The sequence below is a fragment of the Nostoc sp. genome, from assembly GCF_036917355.1.
GTDB lineage: Bacteria > Cyanobacteriota > Cyanobacteriia > Cyanobacteriales > Nostocaceae > Nostoc.
The window spans coordinates 114,019-140,066 of sequence record NZ_JBALDP010000026.1 but is presented as its reverse complement, the minus strand read 5'-3'; the positions used below and the strand labels follow the sequence as shown (position 1 = coordinate 140,066).

Here is a 26,048-nt window from a genome sequence, read left to right as displayed (position 1 = left end):
ACCAATGACGAATGACTTTTGTTATTTATCTTTCGTCATTTGTCCTTTGTCCTTTTACTAATGACCAATGACCAATGACTAATGACTAATGACCAATGACCAATGACCAATGACTAAGGACAAAAACTATGCTACAAGACAAAGAATTAGAAATCCAGATGCAATTTCTGGAAGAAGCAACAGATTACTTAAACACCTTAGAAGGGGTATTGCTGGAAATCGATACTAGTAATCGCATCGATTTAGATAAAATCAATGCTGCACTCCGGGCCACTCATTCTATTAAAGGTGGCGCGGGGATGATGGGATTTAAATCGCTAAGTGATTTATCTCACCGTCTGGAAGATTCCTTTAAAGTTTTAAAAACTAAAAAGAATTCTTTAGAAATTGATACTCAGTTGCAAAGTTTATTGCTATCTGGAGTTGACTGGCTGCGTCAAATTGTAGAATTGCTTGCAGAAGGGAATGTTGTCGAAGATCAGTGGTTAGCAACTTTTTGTTATCCCATCTTCGATGAGTTGCACGATCGCTTGGGCGACCCCACCCCAGAAGATGCTTCAACTATGCTATCCCCAGAGGACGGGCAAGACGTTATCCCTTTGCTATTTGCCACAGAAGTAGAAGAGTGTTTGCAGCGTCTAGAATCTATATTGGCAGATAGCGAACAAGCCGGATTGCATGAAGAAATTGCAATCCTGGCAGCTGAATTAGGCGGTTTAGGAGAAATGCTCCAGTTGCCAGCTTTTAGCAAGCTTTGTCAGTCGGTAACGCAGCATTTGGAAACTGTTAGTAGCGATCGCATTCCCGAAATTGCCCAGTTAGCATTGCAAGCATGGCGGCGATCGCAAGCTTTGGTGCTGACGAATCAGCTAGATAATTTGCCTACAGAAATTTATTTGGGTAGTTCTACGCAATCCCTGCCGCTATTACCAGCAGAAGTGATACCACAACTTCTCCCGACAGATGTCCTCGACACAGAAGCAGTGTCAACAGAGGTTTGGCAAGCAGAGATAACTCCAGAAGCTTGGGTTAAAGAAGAAGAGTTGGCGCAGCCCACCGCAGGTATCGCAGCCAATTTTACATTTGTAGATGCAGAATTTGCCGACGATGTAAATGCTGTCAATGTCACTGAACACAATACAATATTTGCTAAAGAAGAGAATCCTCCAGATGCCAAATTGAGCGAAGGCAAAGGAGAGCCAGTTGCCGTTGCTAAAGAACGAGAAATTCATGAAAATAGTGTTCGAGTTCCTAGCAAACAGCTAGAGCAAATTAATGATTTATTTGGCGAACTGATTGTTCAACGAAATGGCTTAAACTCACAACTAGAAAGATTACGTAAACTCGTTCGTAACCTCAACCAACGAGTCCAAGTTCTCGACCGCGAAAACCAGGAATTACGTATAGTCTCCGACAAAATTTCCACTCAAGCTACCATGTTTAATGGGGCGCATCTACAAGCTGAAAATGGCCATCAAGTAGAAGGTACAAATACAGAATTTGATGCCTTAGAAATGGATCGCTATAACGAATTAAACCTGCGATCGCAGGAAGTTATGGAAACCATTGTTCAGGTACAGGAAGTTACAACAGATGTGCAACTCAGTGTAGATGATACAGACCATATTGCTCGTAAACTCAACAAAACATCGAAACAATTACAAACAAAGCTAAATCACATCCGAATGCGGCCGCTGTCCGATTTAATCGAACGTTTTCCCAGAGCTTTACGCGATTTAAATGTCGAGTATGGGAAAAATGTTCAGTTAAAAATTGAAGGTGGCAACACTTTAATTGAACGCAGCATTTTAGAAGCTTTAAACGAACCTTTAATGCACCTATTAAGGAACGCTTTCGATCATGGTATCGAAGACTCTGCCACGCGTCGCCTTTTGGGTAAACCAGAACAAGGATTAATTGAAATTACAGCTACTCACCGCAGTAATCGCACCATCATCACCATCCGTGATGATGGTTGGGGCATTTCTTTAGAGAAAATTCGCACCCGCGCTTTAGCTATGGGATTGGATGCTTCTCTACTGGCTAATGCTAGTGATGAAGAATTATTATCACTAATTTTTGAGCCAGGGTTTACTACCTCCGAACAAGTCACAGCATTATCTGGTCGCGGTGTTGGTATGGATGTGGTTCGCAACAACCTCAAACTAATTCGAGGAGATGTGAAAGTTGATACAGAACCAGGAGTTGGTACTACCTTCACTTTATCATTACCCTTTACACTTTCCGTTGCGCGAGTTCTGCTGGTAGAAATCAACAAAATTCTATTAGCATTTCCCACAGATGTCATTTCAGAAATATCTTTACTCCAAGACGAGCGAGTTTTTGAAATGGCTGGTAGCGAAGTTTTAAATTGGCAAGGAACCATGCTGCCACTGATTCGCTTAACTCGTTATTTAGAGTTTAATTGCCTACGCTACGATAGCGCAGAGTTGGAAATTCCGGCAGCCATTAGTACTAACAGTGTGTTAGTAGTCAAAGGTAATAATCAGCCAGTAGCTATCCAAATAGATCGTTGCTGGGGCGAACAAGAAGTTGCGATTCGCCAAGTTGAAGGGAATATACCTTTACCTGAAGGCTTCAGCAACTGCACAATTCTCGGTGATGGTCGAGTCGTGCCACTAGTTAATGTTAATGAGTTGCTGTATTGGATTGCTACCAATAAAAAGACACCCAGAGGAACTCAATTACCATCGGCAAGGTTAAAAACACCGTTCCTGATATTTGATGAAGAGAAAATATCAGCAGCATCTATTAAGCAGAAAGGTACAATTTTAATCGTCGATGATTCGATTAATGTACGCCGCTTTTTAGCCCTAACTCTTGAGAAAGGAGGGTATCAAGTAGAGCAAGCTAAAGATGGTCAAGATGCCTTAGAAAAACTCCATAGTGGATTGAAGGTTGAGGCAGTAATTTGTGATATTGAAATGCCTCGCCTTGATGGTTATGGCTTTTTAGGTAAGGTAAATTCAGATGTTGATACAAAAAAGATTCCAGTGGCAATGCTGACTTCTCGTAGTAGCAATAAACATCGGCAACTAGCTATGCAATTGGGGGCGCGGGCTTACTTTTCTAAACCTTATAACGAGCAAGAGTTATTGCAAACACTCGAGGAAATAATTCATTCGGTTGCAGAACAGGCAGAGTCTAATTGATAATTAATAATTAGGTTTAATATATTTTTTTATGGTGCGTTATGCCAAAGGCTAACGCACCGTTTGTTTTATAGTGCCTTGGCGATTAGAAATCGCGGCTACACAGACTTGTGTTGAGCGGAGTTGAAATACAAAACCCGCACTTCGACTAGGCTCAGTGACCACCTGCGCGGGTTAAAAAACTGAGTTATATCAGTAATCGCCTAGCTTTTGCGTCATACTATTTGTGTCAATTGAAATAATTTCTACATAAACTCAATTTGTAGTGAATTTATGGTGACTGTAACACTGACGGCTGTTGCTACTGCGATCGCAACTACACTTTGGACTAAAGCACAGGAGAAAAACACAAAAGCTGTCGTTAGAAATAAAGTTGTTGTCTTTACCAAGCTTGTCCGTTCGTTACCAACACAACTTGTTTGGTTACGAATGCTTATCCATTGGTAACGACAACTTGTCCGTTCGTTACCAATACAACTTATTTTGTTACGAATGCTTATCCATTGATAACGACAACTTGTCCGTTCGTTACCAATACAAACTGTTTTGTTACTAAAGCTTATCTATTTGTGGCAAATGCTTATAGAATCGTTACTAAACCTTAAGCAAAACTTATATACAATTCCTAAACGAGTTATCAAAACCCGTTTTGTGGATTAAATTTATACATTATGTATTTATGAACTATACAAGTGACTTTTTTATTTTTTTAAAAATTAATCCGAGGAGTTTTAGGTGACAAAAAATAATAGAAAAAAGGCTGTTGCTCAAGGTATTTCTATAGCCATTGCTCTGGGTTGGGTGATAATGCAAGTGGAATCAGCACAAGCTGCTACCTTGATCGTTAACAATCTCAATGATAGTGGCGTTGGCTCATTGCGAGACACTATCAACATTGCAAGTAACAATGACGTGCTGGAGTTCCTATTGGGAAGTCATTCTAGTACAATTACCCTGACGAGTGGGGTACTTGCCATCGCTAAAAATCTCACTATTAATGGCCCAGGTGCTAACTTACTTACCATCAGTAGCAATAATCACTTACCCGTGTTTGACATTAACGCCGCGAATGTTACCCTTTCTGGGCTAGCGATCGCTGGTAATATCAACGCTTACAATTCTAGTAATCTAACGTTTACTAATAGCACCATCAGCGGCGACAATGTGAATATAGATGGTAACTTAACACTTATCAATAGCACTATCAACAGCCAGAATTTGGAGATCAATGGTGGACTAACAGGAATTGATGATAGTAATGTAACGGCTCTCAGTAGGATCGCCATTGGCGGCAATTTAACTAGTCCTAGCGGCAATTTAACTATCTCTACTGGTAGCCTGTATATTAACGGTGGTAACATTATTAATTCAGAAGCAGGAGGCAACATAACTGTTACAGCCGAAAGCCTTGTCATCACAGGTGGTAGTCAGGTAAGGATTCCTAATAGCACTAGCGGCAATTCTGGACAAATCAGCGATGGTTTAGGAGGTAACATCAGTCTCAATGTCGGCGATCTTCTTTTATTAAGACGACCAGTACCTGAACCAAGCGCGATCGCTGCTGGTAATATTAATTCAGGATCGGCAGGCAACATAACTATCAACTCTGGTACTTTGATATTGAACCCTGGTGCTATTCTATCGAAACCAGTACCCGAACCAAGTGCGATCGCTGGTACTATACTTGCTGGTAGTCTGGCTTGGCTAGTGAAGAGAAAGCAAGTAGTATTTCGCAAGGCAAAGGTATAATTACTTATTCAAACAAGTTTGTAAATGAAATAGTTTAAATAATTAGCCCGCACAGACGGGCTAATTATTTTATGGGCAATTAGTCGGACATAATATCAATTACCTGGAACTAAAATAATTCCAGGAACCTTTCTTAAGCCTCAACTTTTACACCCTTCCAGAAAGCCACATAACCTTCAATATTCTTAGCCTTCTCCTTGGCGGTAGGATAATACCAAGCAGCATCTTTATTGGTTTGCCCATCAACTTCGATACTGTAGTAACTGGCAACACCTTTCCAAGGACAAGTAGTGTGGGTGTTACTTTCAGTAAAGTACTGCTTGTTAATGGCGTCAACAGGGAAATAATGGTTGCCCTCTACAACTACGGTATTATCACTCTCGGCTAAAGTAGCTCCATTCCAAATTGCTTTCGGCATAAATGACTTTGTAAATAAACTATACATATAACATTTTTACACTATCAGCTTATTTGTAGTGAATTTATAGAACCCGTGACGCTGCCAAAATAGTTCAGAAGTCAAGAAGAGGCAATGAGTTACAGAATTTCCCTATAGATATTAATTACAATCACTTTTATTTATCAATTTGAACATTAAAAGCATTTGCTTACATCATAAAGATTTTCTAGCATATTGGTATGGAAAGCTTATTAGCTAAAACAAAGCTATATTTCGGTTGATCGCCTTGAGCGAAAAATATCTAAATATGTAAGCGATGCCTGCGGTGAGCTACGCTAACGCACCTTAGATAAATGCTTCTCAGCTAAAGATTTTATTTAGCATCTCTTTGCATCTTTGAAGTTCTCACTAAATCTTCTCTCTATGTTCAAATTCTCCAACTTGGGTGAATTTGACTAAGCCGTTTGGGTAACTAATAAATTAATTTATCAGATGAACTGATTCTAAAAGTTTGAGATTAATAAAACAGTGGACTCTATTACTAGAGAATACTGATTGCAATTACATTTTGTTCTAATTGAGGATAACTCTATGAAATTCACAAACTCGCTAAATTCTGCACATATTATTGCTTGGATTAACTCTATGCCTAAAATCAATTGCTTTCATCAATCCAAGAATCACAATAGCCCATCAATAAATACAGCCGTCAACTCTGAAACTTCTCCTAGCTATTCCACGGATGCCAATTATCTCAAACCCTTTGATACTGCTTTTATTGCCTATTACATGATGGGTTTTGGTAATTTTGAATGACCTAAGTTCCTTCTGGGCTTCTGAGGTGTAGCTTATATCATTTTATCAATTACACCTTTGTTTCCAAAACACTCCCTTCTTACCCTGTAGTAATTCTCTTAAAAGCTTAGTTTTCAAGCTTTTAGGTAATTGTATAACTCAACTTTCTGAGTAATGAACAAACACGATCTCTAATTATAAGAGCTTGAAATTGTTAAAAAATAAGACTCCCTTAATTGAAAACACTAACTAATCTTTACCAAGGATAAAATGATGAAATTTACAACCTTGCTCAATTCTGCACTTATCATTGCTTCTATGACTTTTATGCCTGGAATTGCTGGCGCTCAAACAGTTAATACTAACAATGGCGGTGGACAAATAAATACAGATGTCAACTCTAATACTTTACGTAAAAATCCTACAGATGCCAAATATCTGCAACCCTTCAATATTGCATTTCTCGCTTATCAAGGTTATTTAAGAGAGCAGGGTATTCCCAGTGGGGGCACTTTGTTATTCAGATACCAAACCGGATACTTGACTGCAAAAGATGTGGTTAAGGCTGCTATCAGGGCTAATAAGTTACCATCGGAAGTTTTGAACGATCGAGGTTACGTCAATGCAGTCGAGTTACAGATGAAATCATTTGGCGATACCAATGATTCACAATAGACAATTTAGGGGTGCTGGAATCCATCTTTGCATCTCCCCATAACTCTAGACGCGATAAATCGCCGTCTCTACAATAATCAGTCTTTCGTCTTGACGGCGATTTATCGCGTCTCTGCAATCTAGAATTTTCATCACAAAACCTTAATCAAACTGATTAGGTTTGAAAGAAAGTCGCATACGGGGTTAGAATAACTGAAAATATGAGGAGAATCAAAGTTTGTGGCGAATATATCCCACATCCCCAAATTACCCATACCATCGTCTCTTTTGGGGTCAGAAGTTGGTTCTTTTACTGAGTATACAGTTACTCAACGAATGCCTGCGATCGCTCGCAAAGTTATTGCTGAAAATAATTTCTCGTCTGAAATTAATACCAGCCTAGAAAATCTGGCAAAAGAATTGCCAGCAGGATATGTGCAACCTCTTTTAAATAAGACTGCTGTAGATTTTTCAGCCTGGAATACATATTTAGAATTATACAAAGGTCAGCGTTGGCTAGATGTTCCTTGGTTTTTTGCCGAAACTTATTTTTTTCGGTTGATTCTAGAAATTACCAATTATTTTCGCCCTGGTGTATCGCAAGGTGTCGATCCATTTGAGTTACAAAAGTCTCAAAGTTTAGAAGCATCGCTAGATTCGATTATTTTACTGTGCGATCGCGCTAACAATTGGTTAAATAATTCCCAACTGAAAGGAGAATCAAATCAAACAGCTTTAATCGCGCTGTTATATTTTGCTTTGTGGGGAAATCGAGTTGACTTGAGTTTATGGTCAGCATCCGAGAGCGATCGCAGTCGTTTTGATATTCAAACCCAACTAGCTCACATTCTAGTCAATGATGCCTCCCAAGTGACGGAATTGTTAATCAACTCTCAAGGGGGACGGATTGATTTTGTTGTAGATAATGCTGGTTTTGAACTTGTTTGTGATTTATGTTTAGTAGACTTTTTATTAAGTAGCGGACTGGCTAATCGGGTTTACCTACACTTAAAGCCACATCCGACTTTTGTATCTGATGCCATGATTAAGGATGTACATGACACAATAAGTTTTTTAGCCGCTACTGGAAATCAACAACTTATATCCTTTACCCAAAGACTGCAAGACAATATTGTATCAGGGCGTTTAGTACTATCTGAAGATTACTTTTGGACATCGCCTTTAGCCTTTTGGGAAATACCCAACTACCTCAAAAATGAGTTAGCCAATGCGAGTTTGGTTATAGTCAAAGGAGATGCCAATTATCGCCGATTATTAGGCGATCGCCACTGGGAACTTACCACCAACATTGCAGATATAGTCTGCTACCTACCCGTGCCAATGGTAGCTTTACGCACCCTAAAGTCAGAAGTAGCAGTCGGTTTAAAACCAGAAGTTATTGAGAAAGTAGCCAAATCTGACTCTTCTTGGTTGACAAATGGGCAATGGGGTGTGATTCAGTTGGTAGTTTAGACAATTTTGAAAAATCGAGATAATTTGTAAGACAAGTATACGTATCTTCACTATTTATAGGGTCGTTTACCCTACCCGTATCACCACAACCAGCTTAGGATAGACTAGAAAAACTTTCTAAGGAAAATGGTAGAAAAAATCACAGCTGTGTTTAATGGCAAAGTGTTCTATCCGGCTGAACCGATCGCACTGCCAATCAATACTCGCGTGCGAATCAGTATTGAAATTTTACCGCCAAGCGAATATGAAACGGTATCATTTTTGCAAACGGCGCGATCGCTCAATCTCGAAGGGCCGGCTGACTGGTCTAGCAATATAGATAAATATTTGTACAGTAAATAAACTTTTCATGCATTCTGAAGTCTTTCTTGATACATCATTTGCCATTGCCTTATCTGCACCGAGCGATCACTTGCATGACCGAGCCTTGCATCTGGCTAAAATGTTACAAGCAGCAGAAACTCGTTTGGTGACAACACAAGCGGTAATGTTGGAAATTGGCAATGCCTTATCCCAACAACCTTATCGTCAGGCGGCAATTATATTATTAAATTCTCTAGTAGCAGACTCAAAAGTAGAAATTGTCCCCCTTTCCCAAGAACTCTACGAACGTGCTTTCGAGCTATATCGAGAACAAACAGAGAAAGAATGGGGGTTTGTCGATTGCGTATCTTTTATTGTCATGCAATATAGCGGAATCACTGAAGCACTGACTGCCGATGAGCATTTTCAACAAGCAGGCTTTCGAGCATTACTGCGAGAAAATTTGCCGTAAGGATTGGGCATTGGGCATTGGGTATGGGACAAAACAGTTCCAAGTTGCGAGTAAAAAAAATGAGATTCCCACTCAGCAAGCGCTAAATCATAGCTATCTGCTAACAGCACTCAAGACTCAGCACTCATTAAGGGCATTGCTTATTCACAAATGATAAATGACAATTAAATATTTCGTTACAATTGGCGTGTGCGTTAGGCATTCTAGAGTTATCAGCCATGAAATTGATTTCCGATCCACCGATTCCTGTGAAAATTCAAAAGATGAAGGAACGGGTGCGGTGGATGCATCCAAGTTTTGTGCAACGGGGAATTGACCAAACCAGTCTAGTTATTGACGATCGCAGGCAAGATAATCCAGAATTTTCCTTTATGGTTATCGGCGATTCCGGCACTAAATCTCATTCTCGACACCACCCCCAACGAAAAGTTGCCGAACTGATGCTGCCTCACCGCGATGATTGCAGCTTTGTGTTACATACTGGCGATGTAATCTATGTGGTGGGTTCCCAAGAATATTATTCAACAAACTTTATTGAGCCTTACCGGGAATTTCTTGTCGGTGGTGACAACCCGAAAAGCATTCCTTATGACCACATGGTGTTTAATCTGCCGTTCTTGCCAGTCCTTGGTAATCATGATTACTACGATGTGCCATTGATGTACCGTTTATTTACTGGCACAACATCATCACTACGTCGCCTGTTCCGCTACAAAGACATCGAGATTGGCTGGCATGGATCGTATCAAGGTAATGCTTATGCACGAGCATTCATGGACTATACTCAGGCGATATCTCCACAAGAGTTAGAACGTCATTTAGATCGGCACTACACTGCTAAGACTGACACAGGGCGCTGTTTGCGTTATGAACCTGGACAGTTTACCCGTTTACCCAATCGCTATTACACCTTTCGTTACGGCGGGATTGACTTTTTTGCACTGGATTCTAATACCTTTAATACACCCTCACCTTTACCTGCAACTCAAGAAGGGGAAATTTACCGTCGGGAATTGCAAAAGCGTCGCCAGGAAATAGATCGAGAAGAATTGGAGATTTTGGGAATATGCGATCGCCTCAACCCAGATAAACCCACCGAAGCGGAACTACTTGATGACTTTAGTGCCAAATTAGACCAAATAAACGAAATTAAAATTGACATTGAAAAACAACTAGCATCTCATCAAATGCCTGCGATCGATTTTGAACAACTTGAATGGTTGCGAAGCAGATTAATCGAATCTTGGAATACCTCCGAAGTGCGCGGACGTGTAATATTTTTCCACCATCCTCCCTACGTCACAGAGGCTACCAAGTGGAATCAAGCCCAAACCTTGGCGGTTCGTCACCGTTTGCGCTGGGTATTTGAACAAGTGGCAGAAACTCTTGGTACTCTAATTAAAGAACGTCCCATAGTCGATTTGATTTTAAACGGTCACGCTCACTGTTTAGAGCATCTTTGCACAACTGATACCGGATTTGCAGACTCGCATATTAACTGTATTATCTCTGGTGGGAGCGGTCATCGTCCCCGCTATCAACGGCGAGAAGGGACTGAATTGATGGAAACTTTTGCTGAGATTGCAGGTAAACCCACTCGGAAAGTTGCCGATTCAACGCTATTTGTGGGCCGTCATAACTACAATTTCCAGAACCGACTGCCTTATTCATGTGTGCGGATTGATGTTCTGGATGGTATCCCGCCCAAGTTTATCATCAGACCGTTGATTACTGAACGGGTTGAACAAGAGTGGTATAACACGGAACTTGAACCTTTTGCGATTTAAACGGGATGGGAAGTAATTGAACTACACGATTCTTCATCTTACTTGAAAATCAAATCTCAGTGCTGCTGGGTTGCTTTGAATGATTATCTTGGCGAACTTTTACCAAATGCACCTTTGCATTGAGATAAAAGCTAGGTATATCCTAATCTTAAATAGAGTTACGATCGTCTCAAATTATGGCAGGACATAGTAAATGGGCAAATATTAAGCGCCAGAAAGCGGTAGTAGATGCAAAAAGGGGAAAAACCTTCACTCAGTTATCGCGGGCGATTATCGTTGCGGCTAGAAGCGGTGTACCAGATCCGGCGCTGAATTTTCAACTTCGCACAGCAGTTGACAAGGCTAAAGCTGCGAGTATTCCCAATGATAATATTGAACGAGCGATCGCTAAAGGTGCAGGCACTTTTGGCGGCGATAGCGCTACTTTTGAAGCGATTCGCTATGAAGGTTATGGCCCTGGTGGTGTAGCGATTTTAATCGAAGCCCTCACAGATAATCGCAATCGCACTGCTGCTGACTTGCGTGTAGCTTTTAGTAAAAATGGTGGCAATCTTGGTGAAACAGGTTGCGTTAGCTGGATGTTTGAACAAAAAGGCGTTTGTGTTGTGCAGGGTGTGGTTGACGAAGAACAGCTTTTAGAAGCATCCCTCGAAGGCGGTGCCCAGTCTTATGAGATGACTGAAGATGAGATGGCTGAGGTGTTTACTGATATTGGAAATTTAGAAACCCTTAGTCAGACACTCAAAAATCAAGGCTTTAAGGTAACTGATGCCGAATTGCGCTGGATTCCTAGTAATAGTGTAGAAGTTACCGATCCCGATCGGGCGCGATCGCTATTCAAGTTAATTGATACTCTAGAAGGCTTGGATGACGTGCAAAATGTCACAGCTAACTTTGAAATATCAGAAGAATTGATGTCTGTCGCCATTTCTTAATCAAAATTAACCCAAGTATCATAGCTAAATTACAGTTATTTGGATAATGTCCAGATTGTTACATTTAAGATTGAAATACCAGCAAGTATTTTTTACCTAAGTATTCCACGTAAGCCCAATACGATTCAATTAAGCTTTTTTGATGAAAATTCTAGATTGTAGAGACGGCGATTCATCGCGTCTCTTGGTTTAACCGAGTAAATCCTATATTTGACGAATGTAAAAATAGACATAAAAGATTCATCTCAATTACAAACTTATGACATACGTCTATTGGATAGTTAAATTGTCGATTACCTGATGAGGATTTTCAAGTGAATAAGTTCGCTAAAGCTTTACTTTTGGCTCTAATTTTTGCTGCACCTGTAACCGCTTTTGCATCTCAAGCTCAAGCTAAAACTATCCGTCATACTAGCGTAAAATCTGCTAAAGTTCATCACATTAAACATCACAGACATCATACTAAAAAACTAGCTCATAAACACTTATAAATAGTTACTATTAGTCGTAAAAGTTTCTAGTAGCTCTGTAATTAAGTTTAGTGTTGGTTTCTCTGAACAAAAACTGTATTATTTAATCCCGCTGGAATCCCTACCAATCAGCGGGTTTTTTTAATTAACTTGCTCAAGGGTGCGATCGTATAAAAATCAAAGTTCAAAGCGATCGCCTAATCATATCTGCTACCATCCAATTTAGTCTTCAAAACATATATGAAAACAGACTATTTAGAAGAATCACTTTTTCGTGAGTTGGAGGAGCGTTTGCTTCAACCCGATGTCCGAAAGTCAGCTAAAGATATCATGGATTTACTTGCTGACGAGTTCATTGAATTCGGAAGCTCAGGGCGTGTTTTTAATAAACAGCAAATTATCGAGAGCTTGCAGAATGAACCTATCCAACCCCTGCCTCAAAGATTGATAACAGAATTCAAAACGTTAGTTTTAGCAACAGGGGTTGTTTTAGTAACTTATCGTATAGTCAGGCATATATCTGACGAACAACCTGTTCATTCGCTGCGAAGTTCCATCTGGAAATTAAACAACGATCGATGGAAAATGATCTTTCATCAGGGCACTTTGGTTAGAGAATCATCAGTGCAGTATGATAAGTAATTGCTTGAAATTATTTAGAATCAAAGTTTTGCATAAAAAAGGCTCAAGCATTTCTGCCTGAGCCTTTTCTAAATTCAATTAAGCTTAGTAGCGGTTGTTGCTGCGGTTGTAGCCGCCGCCACCACCACGGTTTCCAAAGGAACCACCACTTCTGTCTTCTTTGGGCTTGGCTTTATTTACCTTAAGGTCACGACCAAGCCATTCAGCACCATCAAGAGCTTCAATAGCTTTTGCTTCTTCATCTTCTGAACTCATTTCCACGAAAGCGAAGCCGCGTAAACGACCTGTTTCACGGTCAGTGGGTAGTTGAACACGCTTTACAGCACCATATTCTGCAAATACAGCACTCAGCGCATCTTGTGTAACATCATAGGAGAGGTTACCAACGTAAATTGACATCAAATGTCTCCAAAATCATAAGTTTGTAGAGATTTAGATTTCGGAGAGAAGTCTGTAATACCAAAAGGAAAAAGCCTGTCAATACTAAAAACAAACACTGTCGCCGAATTAATTCTCATTTCACTTCCCATGATGACATAGGAAGCAAATTTCTGGGTAAAAGTTTGAAAAACTGTTATAAAAAGTTATATAAGTGGTTAATAGCTAGATGCTGGCTGGTCTAAAAACGGGTGAGGCTATAGTGAACCGCACCCAGAAGATCGACTAATCCACTCTCTTTTCTAAATATTGACCAATCATCAACTGCTCACCAGCACGGGAAATAATGGTTTGTCTGGTGCGGTATTTGCTGCCAATTAGCTTTAACTCTTCTTCAAACACCGAACCGTTGTACTCAGTTCGCAAACACATTGTTTTAGGGTTAGAGAAATAATACTGAGCGGTGACTGGTTTGGATATGGCAAAACCGCGATCGCGGTACAAAATGTTTCCTAAAGCTCCAAATATAGTTGAACCTTGCGACTCTTTCCTGTCCTTCAGCACATCCATACTTTCCCATGTAACTGCTGCACCACAGATCAAACTACCTGTATCAGGCAAATCGTGCATCTGAGCTAGGTTTTGCAATTCATCACAGCCCTGCTGGAGAAAATTGATCGTAACTATACTCTCCATCTCCTTTGTTTCTCCCTTGGGTAGGGTATAGTAGCGCCGTTGCGATCGCCACTTACCCGCTGATTCCTGGAAAAACTCGGAAATCTGGGCTTCGTCAGCAGTTTGGGCAATTTTTAGCAATGATGTCACTTGTAATTTTCCTAACTAATTATTGATGGCTGTAATATATATCGCCCTTTTCTTGGCTGTATATGCGATGTCTACGACGGGCTACGCCTACGCCCGATGGAGATATGACAGCGTAAAAAAAAGCAATTTATGTTTACTATTCTTAATATATTGGATCGAACGTAAAAATTACTAGGCATTTTGCTAACTAGATTAAATCTGGCTATGTAAGCCTAAGTATAATTATTTAAATACTGCTAATTTTAGAAGAAAGGGCGCAAAACTCGCGTATCTTCAGTCAATGCAAGTCTTCTACCAAGGGCAGATTCCAATAAATTTAAAAATATTTATACTGAGTTAAGAATTGCATCGACAGCTAAAAAGCTGCCGAATCAATGTAATGAGTTAAAGTGGTGAGAATTTTTTGAATACAAAGTAATTTTTGATACAAAATTCTGCAAGAAGATAGCTAATTGACTCTCGCCGCTTTTCACTGGTCATAATGTCTCAAAATTACTTGGTAATGCACGGCTGTTTAACCCAAAAAGCTCCCCAAATACGAGAAAAAAAATGATTTTGGATAGAAATAAGCCGCACAAGCAGGCGAAAATCTTACCTTTCGCAGCCGCTAACCAGGTAATTAATACCCAGTTAGATTCAGTTGTGAAGACTAATATGGCTGTTGCAGATGTAAAAAATAGTTTTGATACAAAGGTGTCTTCCCGTTTTACATCCATATTATTGATTCCCTGTTTGCTGGGCATAGGAATGCTGACAGCGAATTGTGGAGCGCTCCCCAAGGAAGAACCAGCTGATGCACAATCTCAAAGTCCTGGTAGTGGACAGCGTGGTGCTAGTGCAACGGCTGTAGATGCGGCGATCGCTCGAACTGATACGCTGCAAATACAACCAGAATATACAGGTAATACAACACCCTTCCGAATTGTGTCACTGCGATCGCAAGTAGAAGCACGATTGTTAGCTTTAAACCTTGATGTGGGCGATACAGTAAAGCAGGGGCAAAACGTCGGGCGGTTAGATGATGCCATACTTTCGACCGAATTAAAACAAGCAGAAGCAGAGCTAGCTGCCCTCAAATCAGAAGTAGCTAGGGCAACCAATCAGGTAAGCAATGCCCGTGCAGACGTTGAACGGGCGCGCCTAGAAGTAGTACAAGCTCAAGCAGACTCAGAACGACAGCAGAGGTTGTTCAAAGCTGGAGCGATCGCGGAACAAACTGCCCAGCAAGCACGTACCCAGGCAAAAACAGCCGCCCAGGCACTCCGGGCAGCTCAAGAACAAGTTCGTACAGAACAGCAAGCCGTCGCTGCTGCCCAAGGTAGAGTACTTGCTCAACAAGCATTGGTTGCCCAAACCAAAGAGCGCAGCTCTTATGCTCGGCTGGTGTCTCCAATCGCTGGCATAGTTACAGAAAAGGTGACAGAACCAGGCAATCTTCTGCAAGCAGGTAGCGAAGTTTTGAAAATTGGCGACTTTAACCGTGTCAAAGTCGTCGTTCAAGTTTCCGAATTAGAACTGGCACAAATTCAGGTTGGGCAGTCTGTACAAGTCCGTTTAGATGCCTTCCCCAAAGAAGCATTAATTGGCAGAGTTACGCGCATTTCTCCAGCTGCCGATGCCACAGCTCGCTTGATACCTGTAGAAGTAGTGATTCCCAACACTCAAGGTAAGATTGGCAGCGGACTACTGGCGCGAGTCAACTTTCAAAACCAGACACAACAGCGGGTAGTAGTACCGCAAACAGCTATTCAAAAACAAGCAGGAGCAGCAAAGGCAGCAGAGAAAGAGCAAGAAAATTCATCGGGGACGCTATTTGTGGTGAAAGACACAGATGGTAAGACGAAAGTAGCAATGCGTGCTGTCACATTAGGACAAAAAGCTGATGGCAAAGTGGAAATTTTATCCGGTTTGCAAGCGGGAGAGCGCTATGTTGTTCGTAGTGGTAAGCCGTTAAAAGAAGGTGACACTGTGAGTCTTTCAATTCTTTCAGAAAAGCAATAGTAGGGTGAGCAATAACCACCATCCCAAAGAAAAAAGTACTCAGTAGTCAGCACTTATCACTTAGTATCATGCAACAGGCAAACAATAATAATGGCAATGGCGGATTTAGCCTTAGTGCGATCGCTATCCGCCAACACATTGGCACACTCATGCTCACCGTGGCAGTAATTGTCATTGGGGTATTTTTTCTCACAACGATCCAAGTCGATCTTCTACCATCAATTACCTATCCCCGAATAGGGGTGCGGCTAGAAGCCCCTGGTATTTCACCAGAAGTAGCAGTAGATGAAATCACCAGACCCTTAGAAGAAGCTTTAGCAGCAACCGAGAATGTAGTACAAGTTTTTTCCCGGACTCGTGAGGGACAGGTAAGCCTCGATTTATACTTCCAACCAGGGGGCGATATTGACCAAGCCCTAAACGATGCTACTGCTGCTTTTAACCGAGGTCGAGGACAACTGCCAGATACGATAGAGGAGCCGCGCTTATTCAAAGTCGATCCTTCTCAATTGCCGGTTTACGAATTGGCGCTGACATCTGCTTCCTTGCCAGGTAAAGATTTACGCGTATTTGCTGATGAAGAGTTAAACCGTGAACTCAGTGTAGTACCGGGAGTCGCTTCTGTTGATGTATCTGGTGGTGCAGAGGAGGAAGTACGGGTACTTGTTGACTTAAACCGATTGCAAGCTTTGGGTGTAGGGTTAAATGATGTCTTAGATGAATTAACAGCCCGTAACCAAGATACGTCTGGTGGTCGGATTCTGGGGCAAAATTCCGAGCCATTAACTCGGACTGTAGGACGTTTCCAAAATGCCAAGGAAATTGAAAACCTTTCCTTGGAAGTTTCTTCTCCTACTAGTGCTAATACCACTAATAGTAGTAATACTACTAGCACTACCACTACTACTCCTGCACCTTCCCGCCGCGTCTACTTGCGAGACTTTGCAGAGGTAATTGACGATACAGAAGAACAACGAGTATTTGTTTACCTCAACCGTCAGCCTGCGGTAAAATTTTCAATTCAAAAGCAGCCAGAAGCTAACACAATTACAGTTGTAGATGCTGTTAAGCGGCGAATTGAACAATTACGGCAATCAGGTTTAATTCCGGCAGACATGACCTTGAGTCCCACCACAGATGAATCTGTCTTCATCCGCAATTCTTTAAATGATGTCATCTTTTCAGGGATTTCTGGGGCATTGTTAGCAGCAGCAGCAGTGTTGTTATTTTTGGGATCTTTCAGGCAAACATTTATTATCAGTTTGACGATTCCGCTGTGTACTCTGGCAGCGATCGCTTTAATGAGAATATTTGGTTTAACCTTGAATGTTTTTAGTTTGGCAGGTCTGACATTAGGAGTCGGTCAAGCAATTGATACATCGGTTGTGATCTTGGAGAACATTTCCGAAAAAACAGGGATGACTCCCAATCAGAGAGAGATGGAGGCAGGGGAGCAGGGGAGCAGAGGAGCAGAGGGGAAGGGGAGAAATTCAAGATTTTTTATTGATAGTGCGATCGCAGCTTCCCAAGAAGTAGAATCTGCTTTAGTTGCTGCTACAGGAGCCAACTTAGTTTCTGTAGTGCCATTCCTCTTAATTGGCGGCTTTATTGCACTGCTATTTAATGAACTGATTCTGACAATTAGCTTCGCAGTCGCAGCTTCCCTTGTCGTCGCGATCACAGTCGTACCGATGCTGTCTTCTCGACTCTTGGGAATTCGCTGGTCTAGTCGAATCAGTGAATTTTGGCTGCTTAGACAGTTTAATCACCGATTTGAAGATGCTACGCGGGGATATAGTAACTTCTTAACCAAGGTTTTACGCTATCGTCTCCTTGTAGTAACTGCTGCTTTGGTAATTTTAGGCGGCAGTAGTTTCTTCATGTTTGGTCAAATTTCTCAAGAAATTTTACCCCGCATCAGTACCGGTCAAGCTAACTTGAGAGCGCAGTTTCCTCCCGGTACACCTTTAGCAACTTCTGAAAAAGTTATGCAAATTGTCGATGACATTTTGCTCAAACAACCAGAAACCGAGTCTGCTTTCACAACTGTGGGTGGTTCTTTGTTTGGTAGCAATACTACAGAGAATCCTTTACGTGCCAGTAGCACCATCAATTTAAAACCAGGCACAGATGTCGAAGCCTTCGTCAAAAAAGTAACTCAGGAATTTAACAAACTCAACTTAGCAGGAATTCTGCTACGCCTCAATCCTGGTCAGGTGCGGGGTTTAATCTTGAGTAATTCTCCAGTGCAAGGGTCAGAAGTTGACGTGATTTTGCAAGGTGAGAATGAAGAAAACTTAACGCAAGCAGGCGCACAAGTGCTGCAAGCATTGCAAGAAAGGGCAAAATTAGCGACATTCCGACCAGATGCCGACCCCCGACAACCCGAAATCCAAATTCGCCCTGACTGGGAGAGAGTTTCAGCTTTAGGGTTGAGCGCTCAACAAATTGGTGCAACAGTTCAAACAGCAATTGAAGGTTCAGTTCCCACGCAAATTCAACGCGGTAATCGTTTAGTTGATGTGCGGGTGCAGCTAAATAAAGAAGCGATTCAGCGTCCTTCCCAACTAGAGCAATTACCGCTATTTACAGAAAACAATCAACTAATCCGCCTTTCAGATGTGGCGAACATTCAAGAAGGTCAAGCGCCTGGTGAAGTGCAACGGATTAATCAGCGCCAAGCTTTTATTGTGGCAGGTAATCTCAGCGAGGGAGCTAGTCTTGGTGAAGCGATCGCAGAAGTCAACGAGGTACTCCAAGATGTAGACTTACCTGATGGCGTTTCCATTGTGCCTAGTTCTGCTCAAGAAACTAATCAGCAACTTCAAGATGCTTTAAAGACTTTAGGAGCGTTGGCGACGTTCTTAATCTTTGTCGTTATGGCGGTGCAATACAATTCGCTAATTGACCCATTGGTAATTATGTTCACCGTACCACTAGCGTTAGCTGGGGGAATTTTTGGACTTTACATTACCCAAACTGCAATTGGCGCAACTGTAATTGTTGGTGTCGTCCTGTTGGTGGGAATTGTGGTGAACGCAGGGATTCTAATGGTGGAACTTGCAAACCAAATTCGGGATGAAGAAGGTTGTACTCGCCAAGTTGCCATCATGAAAGCTGCTCCTCAACGCCTGCGCCCAATTATCATGACTACAGTCACCACTATCTTGGGACTGTTTCCTTTAGCATTAGGTATTGGCGAAGGTTCTGAGTTTTTGCAGCCCTTAGGGATTGTAGTTTTCTTTGGGATGGCGATCGCAACGATGCTGACACTATTTATCATCCCCTGTTTTTATATTCTGCTGCACGATTTGCTAGGTGGAAATTGGGCAAAGCCAGTGTTAATCCGGTTGCGTGGAGTTACGAAAAAACTTATCAGCTAATGAGCATTTAAGTTGCACATAGCGCAATACCGATTTTACTGGCGATCGCGATCGCTGTTTGTTTCTGGGGTGGTTATAAATAGAGAAACGTTTACCATAGTTTCTCAACCTTATAACCATTTCAGATATCCACTTAGATATCATCCCTGTTCTAACCAAGCCAGCCCATTCCCGAATGCTAAAAACAAAGTTTTCCAAAGTTTATGACGCTCAGGGTCAACAAAACGATAGTCTTAGCTGAGTAAATGAATAAAAACTAATATCTCACTACAAGGCATTCTTTCTTGTTTGTGCTTTTTGTGCTTCAAAGCTTATGCTGATCCGCCCCGCCACAATAGCTGACGTACCCGCAGTTTTACCAATGGTTGCCAAAATTTGTGCTTTGCATGAGTCTTGGGATTCCGCCAAGTATGGTTTTCTACCCCATCCAGAACAGCGTTACGAGCAATGGTTGACGCGTTTGGCAAATAGCGATCGCAGTGTATTTCTAGTATCCGAAAATGAAGGGCAAATTGTAGGGTTTCTAGTAGCAACAGTTGAGCAAGAAATACCAATTTATCGGTTACAGGAATTTGCTTTTATTCATGATATCTGGGTCGAGCCGGAATATCGCCAAAACGGAATTGCGCGGCAGATGTTAATGCTAAGTATTGAACGCTTTCATCAGATGGGCGTCAAGCAAATTCGTCTAGATACAGCAATTGCTAACGAGGCTTCACGGCGGTTATTTGCATCTTGTGGTTTTCGATTCAGCATTATTGAAATGCTGATTGAATTGAGTCATTAGTCATTTGTTTATGACTAATGACTAATGACAAAGGACTAACTAGCTAACAGAGTTTTTTCTAGAGAAGTCCAACGGAAAGAGCGATCGCCACCTCTCTCAATAACTACTTTCACTCGTGGTTCTAGCTGAGGCAAATTCGTTAAATACTCAAGTTCCTCATTAGAAAGAATATGCCCCTCAATAATCCACAAGACCAGCCCCTTAGACTTTGGTGGTAGCTGTTCTAAATGAGAATTGAGAATTGGCGGCAAATAGTACACATGACCTACTGCTGCACCACTACCAGTGCTTTTTTTCCCAAGATGAGGAGGTCTGACTCCATGAATTCTTGTGAGATACGCAGCTACGTCACCCAGTCCTTTAGCAGTAATGTGGAGGGTAGTATAGCCAGCTGCCCGTAGTCGGCGCTGATATCGACCTTCATAACCCCCTTCCAGAGGTACATACACTCCCAGAGCGCCAAACTTTTCCAGATCGCGGATTAAACCGTTGCCAGTGGTAATTAGTGCCATAGATTTTCGTCTTATCCCACTTAGATATCTCTATTATTTACCCTGAACCGATAGATTAAAAGCATTTTTTTGGGTATTGGGCATTGGGATTAGGGGAGAGGTGACAGGTGATAATCTGTACCCTGTAACCTGTACCCTATTCTCTGCTCCCTTGCTTATTCCCCATTCCCTAAAAATAGCTCTATAAATTACTGGACAAACATAAATAAATAATTTATATTATTAGATTGTGACCAAAAACGCAAATTGGGTTGACTTTTTACTGTCATTCTGAGGTAGTGTTAGCATCAAAAACTGATGACTTAATCCAAATTGGATAATCTAACTCAGAGCGATCGTAGACTGGTAAACTAAGAAAGCTTTCAGGTCAACATTAGAGCTTATGGAAGAATAACTAAAGTTAATCCTAAGCTCCAAGGTACGTTTACTCCTGTGCCTCCAAAAAAGCAGGCAAAAACTTAAACAATAGTTTAAGGTGTTTAAGGAAGTAAAACTGAGCAGCAATGTTGGTTTCATGGCATTACGTCAGTCTCAGTTAACGGATACTGGGCGGTAATAACCGCTTAAGTCCAACTGCAACACGGCAGTAGCCAATCTCCGGGAAGCCGCCCTTCGGGCGTGTAAAAATCGGAAAACCCGCCGACAGCGCTGCCTCCAGAAAGTGCCAGAGCAATTGCTTGGACTAAAGCATTGCTGCACACAGCTTAAAGCTGTAGCGCCTTGCATTGATTCCAGAAGTTACTCCTTCCCAACGGGAAGAGACTTGTGGCTGTTCTAGCGATCTAATGAGTGAAGCTAAACAGATTCACCAAGCAGTAAGGACACGGTTTGTTGTGTCCGAAAGCATTTGGAGCGGTTTATTAAAACCATTCCAAATTTCGCAGGCTAACCCAGCCTAAACTGATGCGTACAAAGCGTGTCCTCTAGAATACAATTCCAAGGTCAGCAAGTAGAAAGGAGAACCAGTTACTGTGTCTGTAGGTATTCTCGGCACCAAGCTGGGCATGACTCAAATATTTGACGAAGCAGGAGTATCTATTCCTGTAACTGTCATTCAAGCAGGGCCATGCACCGTTACACAAGTTAAAACGAAAGAAACCGACGGTTACTTTGCCATTCAAGTTGGTTATGGCGAAGTCAAACCCAAGGCACTAAACAGACCACTACTGGGTCATTTGGCTAAATCATCTGCCCCAGCATTGCGTCACTTAAATGAATATCACACCGATAGCTCTAGTGATTATGCTTTAGGTCAAGAGATTAAAGCAGATATTTTTAGCGCTGGTCAAATTGTCGATGTCGTCGGTACAAGCATCGGTCGCGGCTTTGCGGGAAACCAGAAGCGCAACAACTTTGGTCGCGGGCCAATGTCACACGGTTCCAAAAACCACAGAGCACCCGGTTCTATTGGTGCTGGTACAACACCAGGTCGTGTCTATCCAGGTAAGCGGATGGCAGGTCGTTTGGGTGGAAAACGTATTACAATCCGCAAACTGACCATAGTGCGAGTTGACCCAGAACGCAACTTATTGCTAATTAAGGGAGCTATTCCTGGTAAACCAGGCGCTCTAGTAAGTGTTGTGCCTGCAAAAACAGTGGGATAGTCAAAAGTCATTAGTCAGTAGTCAGTAGTCATTGGCTAAGGACAAAAGACAAATGACAAATGACAAATGACAAAGGACAGATAACAAAGATGGTTGAAAGCGTAGTTAAAAATTGGCAAGGAGAACAGGTCGGCGAGACGACCTTCGAGTTGCGCGTTGCCAAAGAAGGAACAGCGTCTCATATTGTGCACCGCGCCTTAGTACGGCAATTGACTAATGCTCGTCAAGGAAATGCCAGCACAAAAACTCGTGCTGAAGTCAGAGGTGGCGGTCGTAAACCTTGGCGGCAAAAAGGTACTGGTCGCGCTCGTGCAGGGTCTATTCGTTCACCATTGTGGCGTGGTGGTGGTGTGATCTTTGGGCCAAAGCCTAGAGACTTCGACCTTAAATTGAACCGCAAAGAGCGACGTTTAGCACTGCGGACAGCATTTGTCGGTCGTATTGACGACTTGATCGTAGTAGAAGAATTTAGCACCGAGCTATCTCGCCCGAAGACTAAAGAATTAGTGGCAGCGCTTGCCCGTTGGGGAATAGTACCAGAAAGCAAGGCACTGTTAATTTTGTCTGAAATTGCGGATACAGATAACGTTTATTTATCAGCCCGCAACATTGAAAATTTAAAACTAATTGCAGCCGACCAGCTAAATGTTTTTGATTTACTGCACGCTGACAAAATTGTAGTTACGGCATCAGCCCTAGAAAAAATTCAGGAGGTCTACAGTGCCTAGCTTTGACCCCCGCGACCTTGCCGACTTAGTACGTCGCCCAATCGTCACCGAGAAAGCGACCATCTTGATGGAGCAAAACAAGTACACCTTTGAAGTAATTCCAAAAGCATCAAAGCCAGAAATTAAGGCTGCGATCGAAGACTTGTTTCAGGTCAAGGTTGTAAAAGTCAACACCATCTTACCACCGCGCAAAAAGCGGCGCGTTGGTAAATTTATTGGTTATAAACCCCAATATAAGCGAGCCATTGTTACCGTCGCACCTGGGGATGAAGACAAGATTAGACAAGTTCTATTCCCAGAAGTCTAAAAAAGTTGTGAGTTAGGAGTTAGGAGTTAAGAGTTACTGAACTCAAAACTCAACACTCAACACTCGATACTCAGCACTCAGCACTCAGCACTTAAAAATATGGGTACTCGTTCTTATCGCCCTTATACCCCCAGCACTCGCCAAGTTACAATTTCTGACTTCGCGGAAATTACCAGAACCGAGCCAGAAAAATCCTTAACAACCTCGAAGCATCGCGCTAAAGGTCGGAATAATCACGGACGGATTACTAGTCGTCGCCGGGGTGGCGGACATAAACAGCTTTATCGGATCATCGATTTTAAAAGGGATAAACATAATATTCCGGCAAAAGTCGCAGCAATTGAATACGATCCTAACCGCAACGCCAGAATTGCCCTTTTGTATTACCAAGACGGCGAAAAACGGTACATCCTTCACCCTAACGGGTTGAAAGTTGGAACAATAATTGTTTCTGGGCCTGATTCTCCCTTTGAAGATGGTAATGCCTTACCACTCTGGAAGATTCCCTTAGGTACTAGTGTTCACAACGTAGAATTCACTCCTGGTAAAGGTGGTCAAATTGTACGTGCTGCTGGTGCTAGCGCCCAAGTCGTGGCCAAAGAAGGTAATTACGTGACTCTCAAGTTGCCTTCAGGAGAAGTCCGCTTGATTCGGCGTGAGTGCTACGCCACCATTGGGCAAGTAGGCAACACCGATGCGAGAAACCTGAGTGCAGGTAAAGCCGGACGAAATCGCTGGAAAGGTCGCCGTCCTAAGGTTAGAGGTAGCGTCATGAACCCAGTGGATCACCCACATGGTGGTGGTGAAGGTAGAGCGCCTATCGGTAGATCGGGGCCTGTTACACCTTGGGGTAAACCCACATTGGGCGCGAAGACACGCAATCGCAAGAAACTTAGCAGCAAGTTGATTGTGCGTCGTCGTCGTAAGTCTTCTAAACGCGGTCGCGGTGGTCGTGAATCTTAAAGAGTTAGAAGTTATGAGTTATGAGTTGAATCTAACTTATTAACTCCTAACTCCTTACTCCTAAATCCTAAATCCTAAATCCAAAATTGAACTATGGGTCGTTCTCTAAAAAAAGGTCCTTTCGTTGCGGATCATCTCCTAAAGAAAATTGAAAAGCTCAACGACAACAACAGAAAAGAAGTTATTAAAACTTGGTCACGAGCTTCGACAATTTTGCCCCTAATGGTAGGACATACCATAGCTGTTCACAACGGACGCCAACACGTTCCCGTTTTTGTCAATGAACAGATGGTAGGACATAAGTTGGGTGAATTTGCCCCGACACGCACCTACAGGGGTCATGGAAAAAGCGACAAAAAAGCAGGTAGGTAGTTATTAGTTATTACGTCATTAGTCATTAGCTAAAGACAAGTGACAAATGACAAATGACAAATGACAAAATTGGAGAAAATTATGGCTACTAATACTACTGAAGTAAAAGCGATCGCTCGTTTTATCCGCATCTCGGCCTACAAGGTGCGTCGGGTACTCGATCAAATCCGCGGGCGATCTTACCGAGAAGCGTTAATCATCCTGGAATTCATGCCCTATCGCGCCACTGAACCCATCTTGAAGGTTCTCAGAAGCGCTGCTGCTAATGCCGAACACAACGCTGGGTTAGATCGGACTCAACTAGTGATTACTCAAGCTTATGCCGATCAAGGACCGCCGTTAAAGCGGTTCCAGCCAAGAGCGCAAGGTCGAGCTTACCAAATTCGCAAGCCGACGTGTCATATTACTGTGGCTGTTGCAGCCGCCCCAGAAAAATAAGCACGTTTACACGAATAAATTGCGTAAAGTAAGAAATTTTAGAGGAAGCATTCGTGGGACAGAAGATTCATCCAGTTGGTTTTCGCCTGGGTATTACACATGAACATCAATCCCGTTGGTTTGCTGTTCCTGATCGCTATCCAGAACTTCTCCAAGAAGATTACAAACTCCGTCAATATATAGAACAAAAGCTGGGTAGACAGGCTCAAAACAACGCCGGAATTTCCGAAGTGCGGATTGAGCGCAAAGCTGACCAAATCGACTTAGAAGTGCGCACAGCTAGACCTGGTGTTGTAGTAGGTCGTGGTGGACAAGGTATTGAATCTTTACGTACCGGACTCCAAGGATTGTTGGGTAGTAATCGTCAAATTCGTATTAACGTAGTTGAAGTTCAACGAGTTGATGCTGATGCCTACCTAATTGCCGAATACATTGCTCAACAATTGGAACGTCGGGTTTCCTTTCGGCGGGTAGTGCGGCAATCGATTCAACGCGCTCAACGTGCTGGTGTCCAAGGTATTAAAATCCAAGTTAGCGGTCGCCTCAACGGTGCGGAAATTGCCCGGACAGAGTGGACTCGTGAAGGTAGAGTACCTTTACATACCTTACGGGCTGACATTGACTACTCTTATTGCACCGCAAAAACTGTTTACGGCATTTTGGGTATCAAAGTATGGGTGTTTAAGGGAGAAATTATTCCTGGACAGGAACCAGATCCACTACCACCAGCAAGCCGCGATCGCGAACGTGATCCACGAGATCGCGACCGGGAACCCCGTCGCCGTCAACAACAACGTCGTCGCCAGCAATTTGAAGACCGCTCAAATGAAGGATAAATCGTCATTAGTCATTAGTCATTAGTAAATGGCAGATGGCAAATGACAGATGGCAAATGAC

Annotated in this window: 26 protein-coding genes; 22 read left to right on the top strand and 4 right to left on the bottom strand. The window is 42.3% G+C overall.

All coding sequences use genetic code 11. The features are described 5' to 3' along the window. Positions 1–128: 128 nt before the first annotated feature. The 3 genes from V7K53_RS07655 (at position 129) to V7K53_RS07645 (ending at position 4,922) form a co-directional block, all read left to right on the top strand. Positions 129–3,173, top strand: coding sequence for a hybrid sensor histidine kinase/response regulator (locus tag V7K53_RS07655; RefSeq protein WP_335196958.1), 3,045 nt, complete (start codon positions 129–131; stop codon positions 3,171–3,173). A gap of 273 nt (positions 3,174–3,446) precedes the next feature. Continuing rightward, positions 3,447–3,620 (top strand): hypothetical protein, encoded by a 174-nt coding sequence (locus V7K53_RS07650; protein WP_335191624.1) that lies wholly within the window; start codon positions 3,447–3,449, stop codon positions 3,618–3,620. A gap of 288 nt (positions 3,621–3,908) precedes the next feature. Further along, the gene (locus V7K53_RS07645) at positions 3,909–4,922 is read left to right on the top strand and encodes a PEP-CTERM sorting domain-containing protein (protein ID WP_335196956.1); all 1,014 of its coding nucleotides are present in this window, start codon (positions 3,909–3,911) and stop codon (positions 4,920–4,922) included. Between the two features lie 133 nt (positions 4,923–5,055). On the opposite strand, the gene V7K53_RS07640 is transcribed toward V7K53_RS07645, so the two are convergent. After that, positions 5,056–5,340 (bottom strand): DUF427 domain-containing protein, encoded by a 285-nt coding sequence (locus tag V7K53_RS07640; protein WP_335191620.1) that lies wholly within the window; start codon positions 5,338–5,340, stop codon positions 5,056–5,058. Between the two features lie 573 nt (positions 5,341–5,913). Here V7K53_RS07640 and V7K53_RS07635 point away from each other — a divergent pair. The 9 genes from V7K53_RS07635 to V7K53_RS07595 all read left to right on the top strand — a co-directional run bounded on the left by V7K53_RS07635 (position 5,914) and on the right by V7K53_RS07595 (position 12,853). Beyond that, positions 5,914–6,138 carry a hypothetical protein gene (locus tag V7K53_RS07635; RefSeq protein ID WP_335191618.1) on the top strand — a complete coding sequence of 75 codons (225 nt, stop codon included), beginning with the start codon at positions 5,914–5,916 and terminating at the stop codon, positions 6,136–6,138. Between the two features lie 249 nt (positions 6,139–6,387). Continuing rightward, entirely contained in the window at positions 6,388–6,792 is a 405-nt protein-coding gene (locus V7K53_RS07630) for a hypothetical protein (protein WP_335191616.1), read from the top strand. 219 nt (positions 6,793–7,011) lie between these two features. Further along, the gene (locus tag V7K53_RS07625) at positions 7,012–8,244 is read left to right on the top strand and encodes a damage-control phosphatase ARMT1 family protein (RefSeq protein ID WP_335196955.1); all 1,233 of its coding nucleotides are present in this window, start codon (positions 7,012–7,014) and stop codon (positions 8,242–8,244) included. 126 nt (positions 8,245–8,370) lie between these two features. Beyond that, positions 8,371–8,586 carry a hypothetical protein gene (locus V7K53_RS07620; protein ID WP_335196954.1) on the top strand — a complete coding sequence of 72 codons (216 nt, stop codon included), beginning with the start codon at positions 8,371–8,373 and terminating at the stop codon, positions 8,584–8,586. Positions 8,587–8,593: 7 nt separating this feature from the next. Continuing rightward, on the top strand, positions 8,594–9,019 hold the full coding sequence (locus V7K53_RS07615) for a type II toxin-antitoxin system VapC family toxin (protein WP_335196953.1): 426 nt from the start codon (positions 8,594–8,596) through the stop codon (positions 9,017–9,019). A gap of 218 nt (positions 9,020–9,237) precedes the next feature. Further along, positions 9,238–10,806: a metallophosphoesterase family protein gene (locus tag V7K53_RS07610; RefSeq protein ID WP_335196952.1), complete on the top strand. Its 1,569-nt coding sequence runs from the start codon at positions 9,238–9,240 to the stop codon at positions 10,804–10,806. 176 nt (positions 10,807–10,982) lie between these two features. Continuing rightward, complete coding sequence (locus V7K53_RS07605) at positions 10,983–11,741, top strand: YebC/PmpR family DNA-binding transcriptional regulator (protein ID WP_335196951.1); 759 nt, start codon at positions 10,983–10,985, stop codon at positions 11,739–11,741. A 314-nt stretch (positions 11,742–12,055) separates the two neighbouring features. Then, positions 12,056–12,232, top strand: a complete 177-nt coding sequence (locus V7K53_RS07600; RefSeq protein ID WP_335196950.1) for a hypothetical protein — start codon at positions 12,056–12,058, stop codon at positions 12,230–12,232. A 219-nt stretch (positions 12,233–12,451) separates the two neighbouring features. Beyond that, positions 12,452–12,853, top strand: coding sequence for a nuclear transport factor 2 family protein (locus V7K53_RS07595; RefSeq protein ID WP_335196949.1), 402 nt, complete (start codon positions 12,452–12,454; stop codon positions 12,851–12,853). 84 nt (positions 12,854–12,937) lie between these two features. Here the strand turns inward: V7K53_RS07595 and V7K53_RS07590 are convergent, their stop codons facing one another. Beyond that, a complete protein-coding gene (locus tag V7K53_RS07590) occupies positions 12,938–13,252 on the bottom strand; it encodes an RNA recognition motif domain-containing protein (protein WP_194041514.1) in 315 nt (104 codons plus the stop codon). Between the two features lie 264 nt (positions 13,253–13,516). After that, the gene (locus V7K53_RS07585) at positions 13,517–14,056 is read right to left on the bottom strand and encodes a phycobiliprotein lyase (RefSeq protein WP_335196948.1); all 540 of its coding nucleotides are present in this window, start codon (positions 14,054–14,056) and stop codon (positions 13,517–13,519) included. 549 nt (positions 14,057–14,605) lie between these two features. Between V7K53_RS07585 and V7K53_RS07580 the strand changes: the two genes are divergently transcribed. From V7K53_RS07580 to V7K53_RS07570, 3 genes are all read left to right on the top strand, one after another. Continuing rightward, positions 14,606–16,057 (top strand): efflux RND transporter periplasmic adaptor subunit, encoded by a 1,452-nt coding sequence (locus V7K53_RS07580; RefSeq protein ID WP_335196947.1) that lies wholly within the window; start codon positions 14,606–14,608, stop codon positions 16,055–16,057. A 68-nt stretch (positions 16,058–16,125) separates the two neighbouring features. Further along, positions 16,126–19,440, top strand: a complete 3,315-nt coding sequence (locus V7K53_RS07575) for an efflux RND transporter permease subunit (protein WP_335196946.1) — start codon at positions 16,126–16,128, stop codon at positions 19,438–19,440. A 313-nt stretch (positions 19,441–19,753) separates the two neighbouring features. Beyond that, positions 19,754–20,227, top strand: coding sequence for a GNAT family N-acetyltransferase (locus V7K53_RS07570; RefSeq protein ID WP_335196945.1), 474 nt, complete (start codon positions 19,754–19,756; stop codon positions 20,225–20,227). 35 nt (positions 20,228–20,262) lie between these two features. On the opposite strand, the gene V7K53_RS07565 is transcribed toward V7K53_RS07570, so the two are convergent. Beyond that, positions 20,263–20,739, bottom strand: coding sequence for an NAD(P)H-quinone oxidoreductase subunit N (locus V7K53_RS07565; protein WP_335183562.1), 477 nt, complete (start codon positions 20,737–20,739; stop codon positions 20,263–20,265). 971 nt (positions 20,740–21,710) lie between these two features. Between V7K53_RS07565 and rplC the strand changes: the two genes are divergently transcribed. The 7 genes from rplC to rpsC all read left to right on the top strand — a co-directional run bounded on the left by rplC (position 21,711) and on the right by rpsC (position 25,987). After that, on the top strand, positions 21,711–22,343 hold the full coding sequence (gene rplC / locus V7K53_RS07560) for a 50S ribosomal protein L3 (RefSeq protein WP_094349087.1): 633 nt from the start codon (positions 21,711–21,713) through the stop codon (positions 22,341–22,343). An 89-nt stretch (positions 22,344–22,432) separates the two neighbouring features. Further along, a complete protein-coding gene (gene rplD / locus V7K53_RS07555) occupies positions 22,433–23,071 on the top strand; it encodes a 50S ribosomal protein L4 (RefSeq protein ID WP_289800116.1) in 639 nt (212 codons plus the stop codon). After that, positions 23,064–23,378, top strand: coding sequence for a 50S ribosomal protein L23 (locus V7K53_RS07550; RefSeq protein WP_094349089.1), 315 nt, complete (start codon positions 23,064–23,066; stop codon positions 23,376–23,378). Before rplD ends, V7K53_RS07550 begins: the two co-directional genes overlap by 8 nt. A 99-nt stretch (positions 23,379–23,477) precedes the next feature. Then, a complete protein-coding gene (gene rplB, locus V7K53_RS07545; protein WP_094349090.1) occupies positions 23,478–24,341 on the top strand; it encodes a 50S ribosomal protein L2 in 864 nt (287 codons plus the stop codon). 93 nt (positions 24,342–24,434) lie between these two features. After that, positions 24,435–24,713 (top strand): 30S ribosomal protein S19, encoded by a 279-nt coding sequence (gene rpsS / locus V7K53_RS07540; RefSeq protein ID WP_012410721.1) that lies wholly within the window; start codon positions 24,435–24,437, stop codon positions 24,711–24,713. Positions 24,714–24,794: 81 nt separating this feature from the next. After that, positions 24,795–25,151: a 50S ribosomal protein L22 gene (gene rplV / locus V7K53_RS07535; RefSeq protein WP_069070777.1), complete on the top strand. Its 357-nt coding sequence runs from the start codon at positions 24,795–24,797 to the stop codon at positions 25,149–25,151. Positions 25,152–25,204: 53 nt separating this feature from the next. Continuing rightward, a complete protein-coding gene (rpsC, locus tag V7K53_RS07530) occupies positions 25,205–25,987 on the top strand; it encodes a 30S ribosomal protein S3 (RefSeq protein WP_094342453.1) in 783 nt (260 codons plus the stop codon). The last annotated feature ends 61 nt before the right edge of the window (positions 25,988–26,048 follow it).

Coding starts and splice junctions, on each gene's coding strand:
- V7K53_RS07640 (WP_335191620.1), bottom strand. CDS start 5,340: ATGCCGAAAGCAATTTGGAATGGAGCTACTTTAGCCGAGAGTGATAAT.
- V7K53_RS07620 (WP_335196954.1), top strand. CDS start 8,371: ATGGTAGAAAAAATCACAGCTGTGTTTAATGGCAAAGTGTTCTATCCG.
- V7K53_RS07565 (WP_335183562.1), bottom strand. CDS start 20,739: ATGGCACTAATTACCACTGGCAACGGTTTAATCCGCGATCTGGAAAAG.
- V7K53_RS07570 (WP_335196945.1), top strand. CDS start 19,754: ATGCTGATCCGCCCCGCCACAATAGCTGACGTACCCGCAGTTTTACCA.
- V7K53_RS07615 (WP_335196953.1), top strand. CDS start 8,594: ATGCATTCTGAAGTCTTTCTTGATACATCATTTGCCATTGCCTTATCT.
- V7K53_RS07630 (WP_335191616.1), top strand. CDS start 6,388: ATGATGAAATTTACAACCTTGCTCAATTCTGCACTTATCATTGCTTCT.
- V7K53_RS07590 (WP_194041514.1), bottom strand. CDS start 13,252: ATGTCAATTTACGTTGGTAACCTCTCCTATGATGTTACACAAGATGCG.
- V7K53_RS07605 (WP_335196951.1), top strand. CDS start 10,983: ATGGCAGGACATAGTAAATGGGCAAATATTAAGCGCCAGAAAGCGGTA.
- V7K53_RS07650 (WP_335191624.1), top strand. CDS start 3,447: ATGGTGACTGTAACACTGACGGCTGTTGCTACTGCGATCGCAACTACA.
- V7K53_RS07655 (WP_335196958.1), top strand. CDS start 129: ATGCTACAAGACAAAGAATTAGAAATCCAGATGCAATTTCTGGAAGAA.
- rplV (WP_069070777.1), top strand. CDS start 24,795: ATGGCTACTAATACTACTGAAGTAAAAGCGATCGCTCGTTTTATCCGC.
- V7K53_RS07610 (WP_335196952.1), top strand. CDS start 9,238: ATGAAATTGATTTCCGATCCACCGATTCCTGTGAAAATTCAAAAGATG.
- rpsS (WP_012410721.1), top strand. CDS start 24,435: ATGGGTCGTTCTCTAAAAAAAGGTCCTTTCGTTGCGGATCATCTCCTA.
- rplD (WP_289800116.1), top strand. CDS start 22,433: ATGGTTGAAAGCGTAGTTAAAAATTGGCAAGGAGAACAGGTCGGCGAG.
- rplB (WP_094349090.1), top strand. CDS start 23,478: ATGGGTACTCGTTCTTATCGCCCTTATACCCCCAGCACTCGCCAAGTT.
- V7K53_RS07575 (WP_335196946.1), top strand. CDS start 16,126: ATGCAACAGGCAAACAATAATAATGGCAATGGCGGATTTAGCCTTAGT.
- V7K53_RS07635 (WP_335191618.1), top strand. CDS start 5,914: ATGAAATTCACAAACTCGCTAAATTCTGCACATATTATTGCTTGGATT.
- V7K53_RS07580 (WP_335196947.1), top strand. CDS start 14,606: ATGATTTTGGATAGAAATAAGCCGCACAAGCAGGCGAAAATCTTACCT.
- V7K53_RS07595 (WP_335196949.1), top strand. CDS start 12,452: ATGAAAACAGACTATTTAGAAGAATCACTTTTTCGTGAGTTGGAGGAG.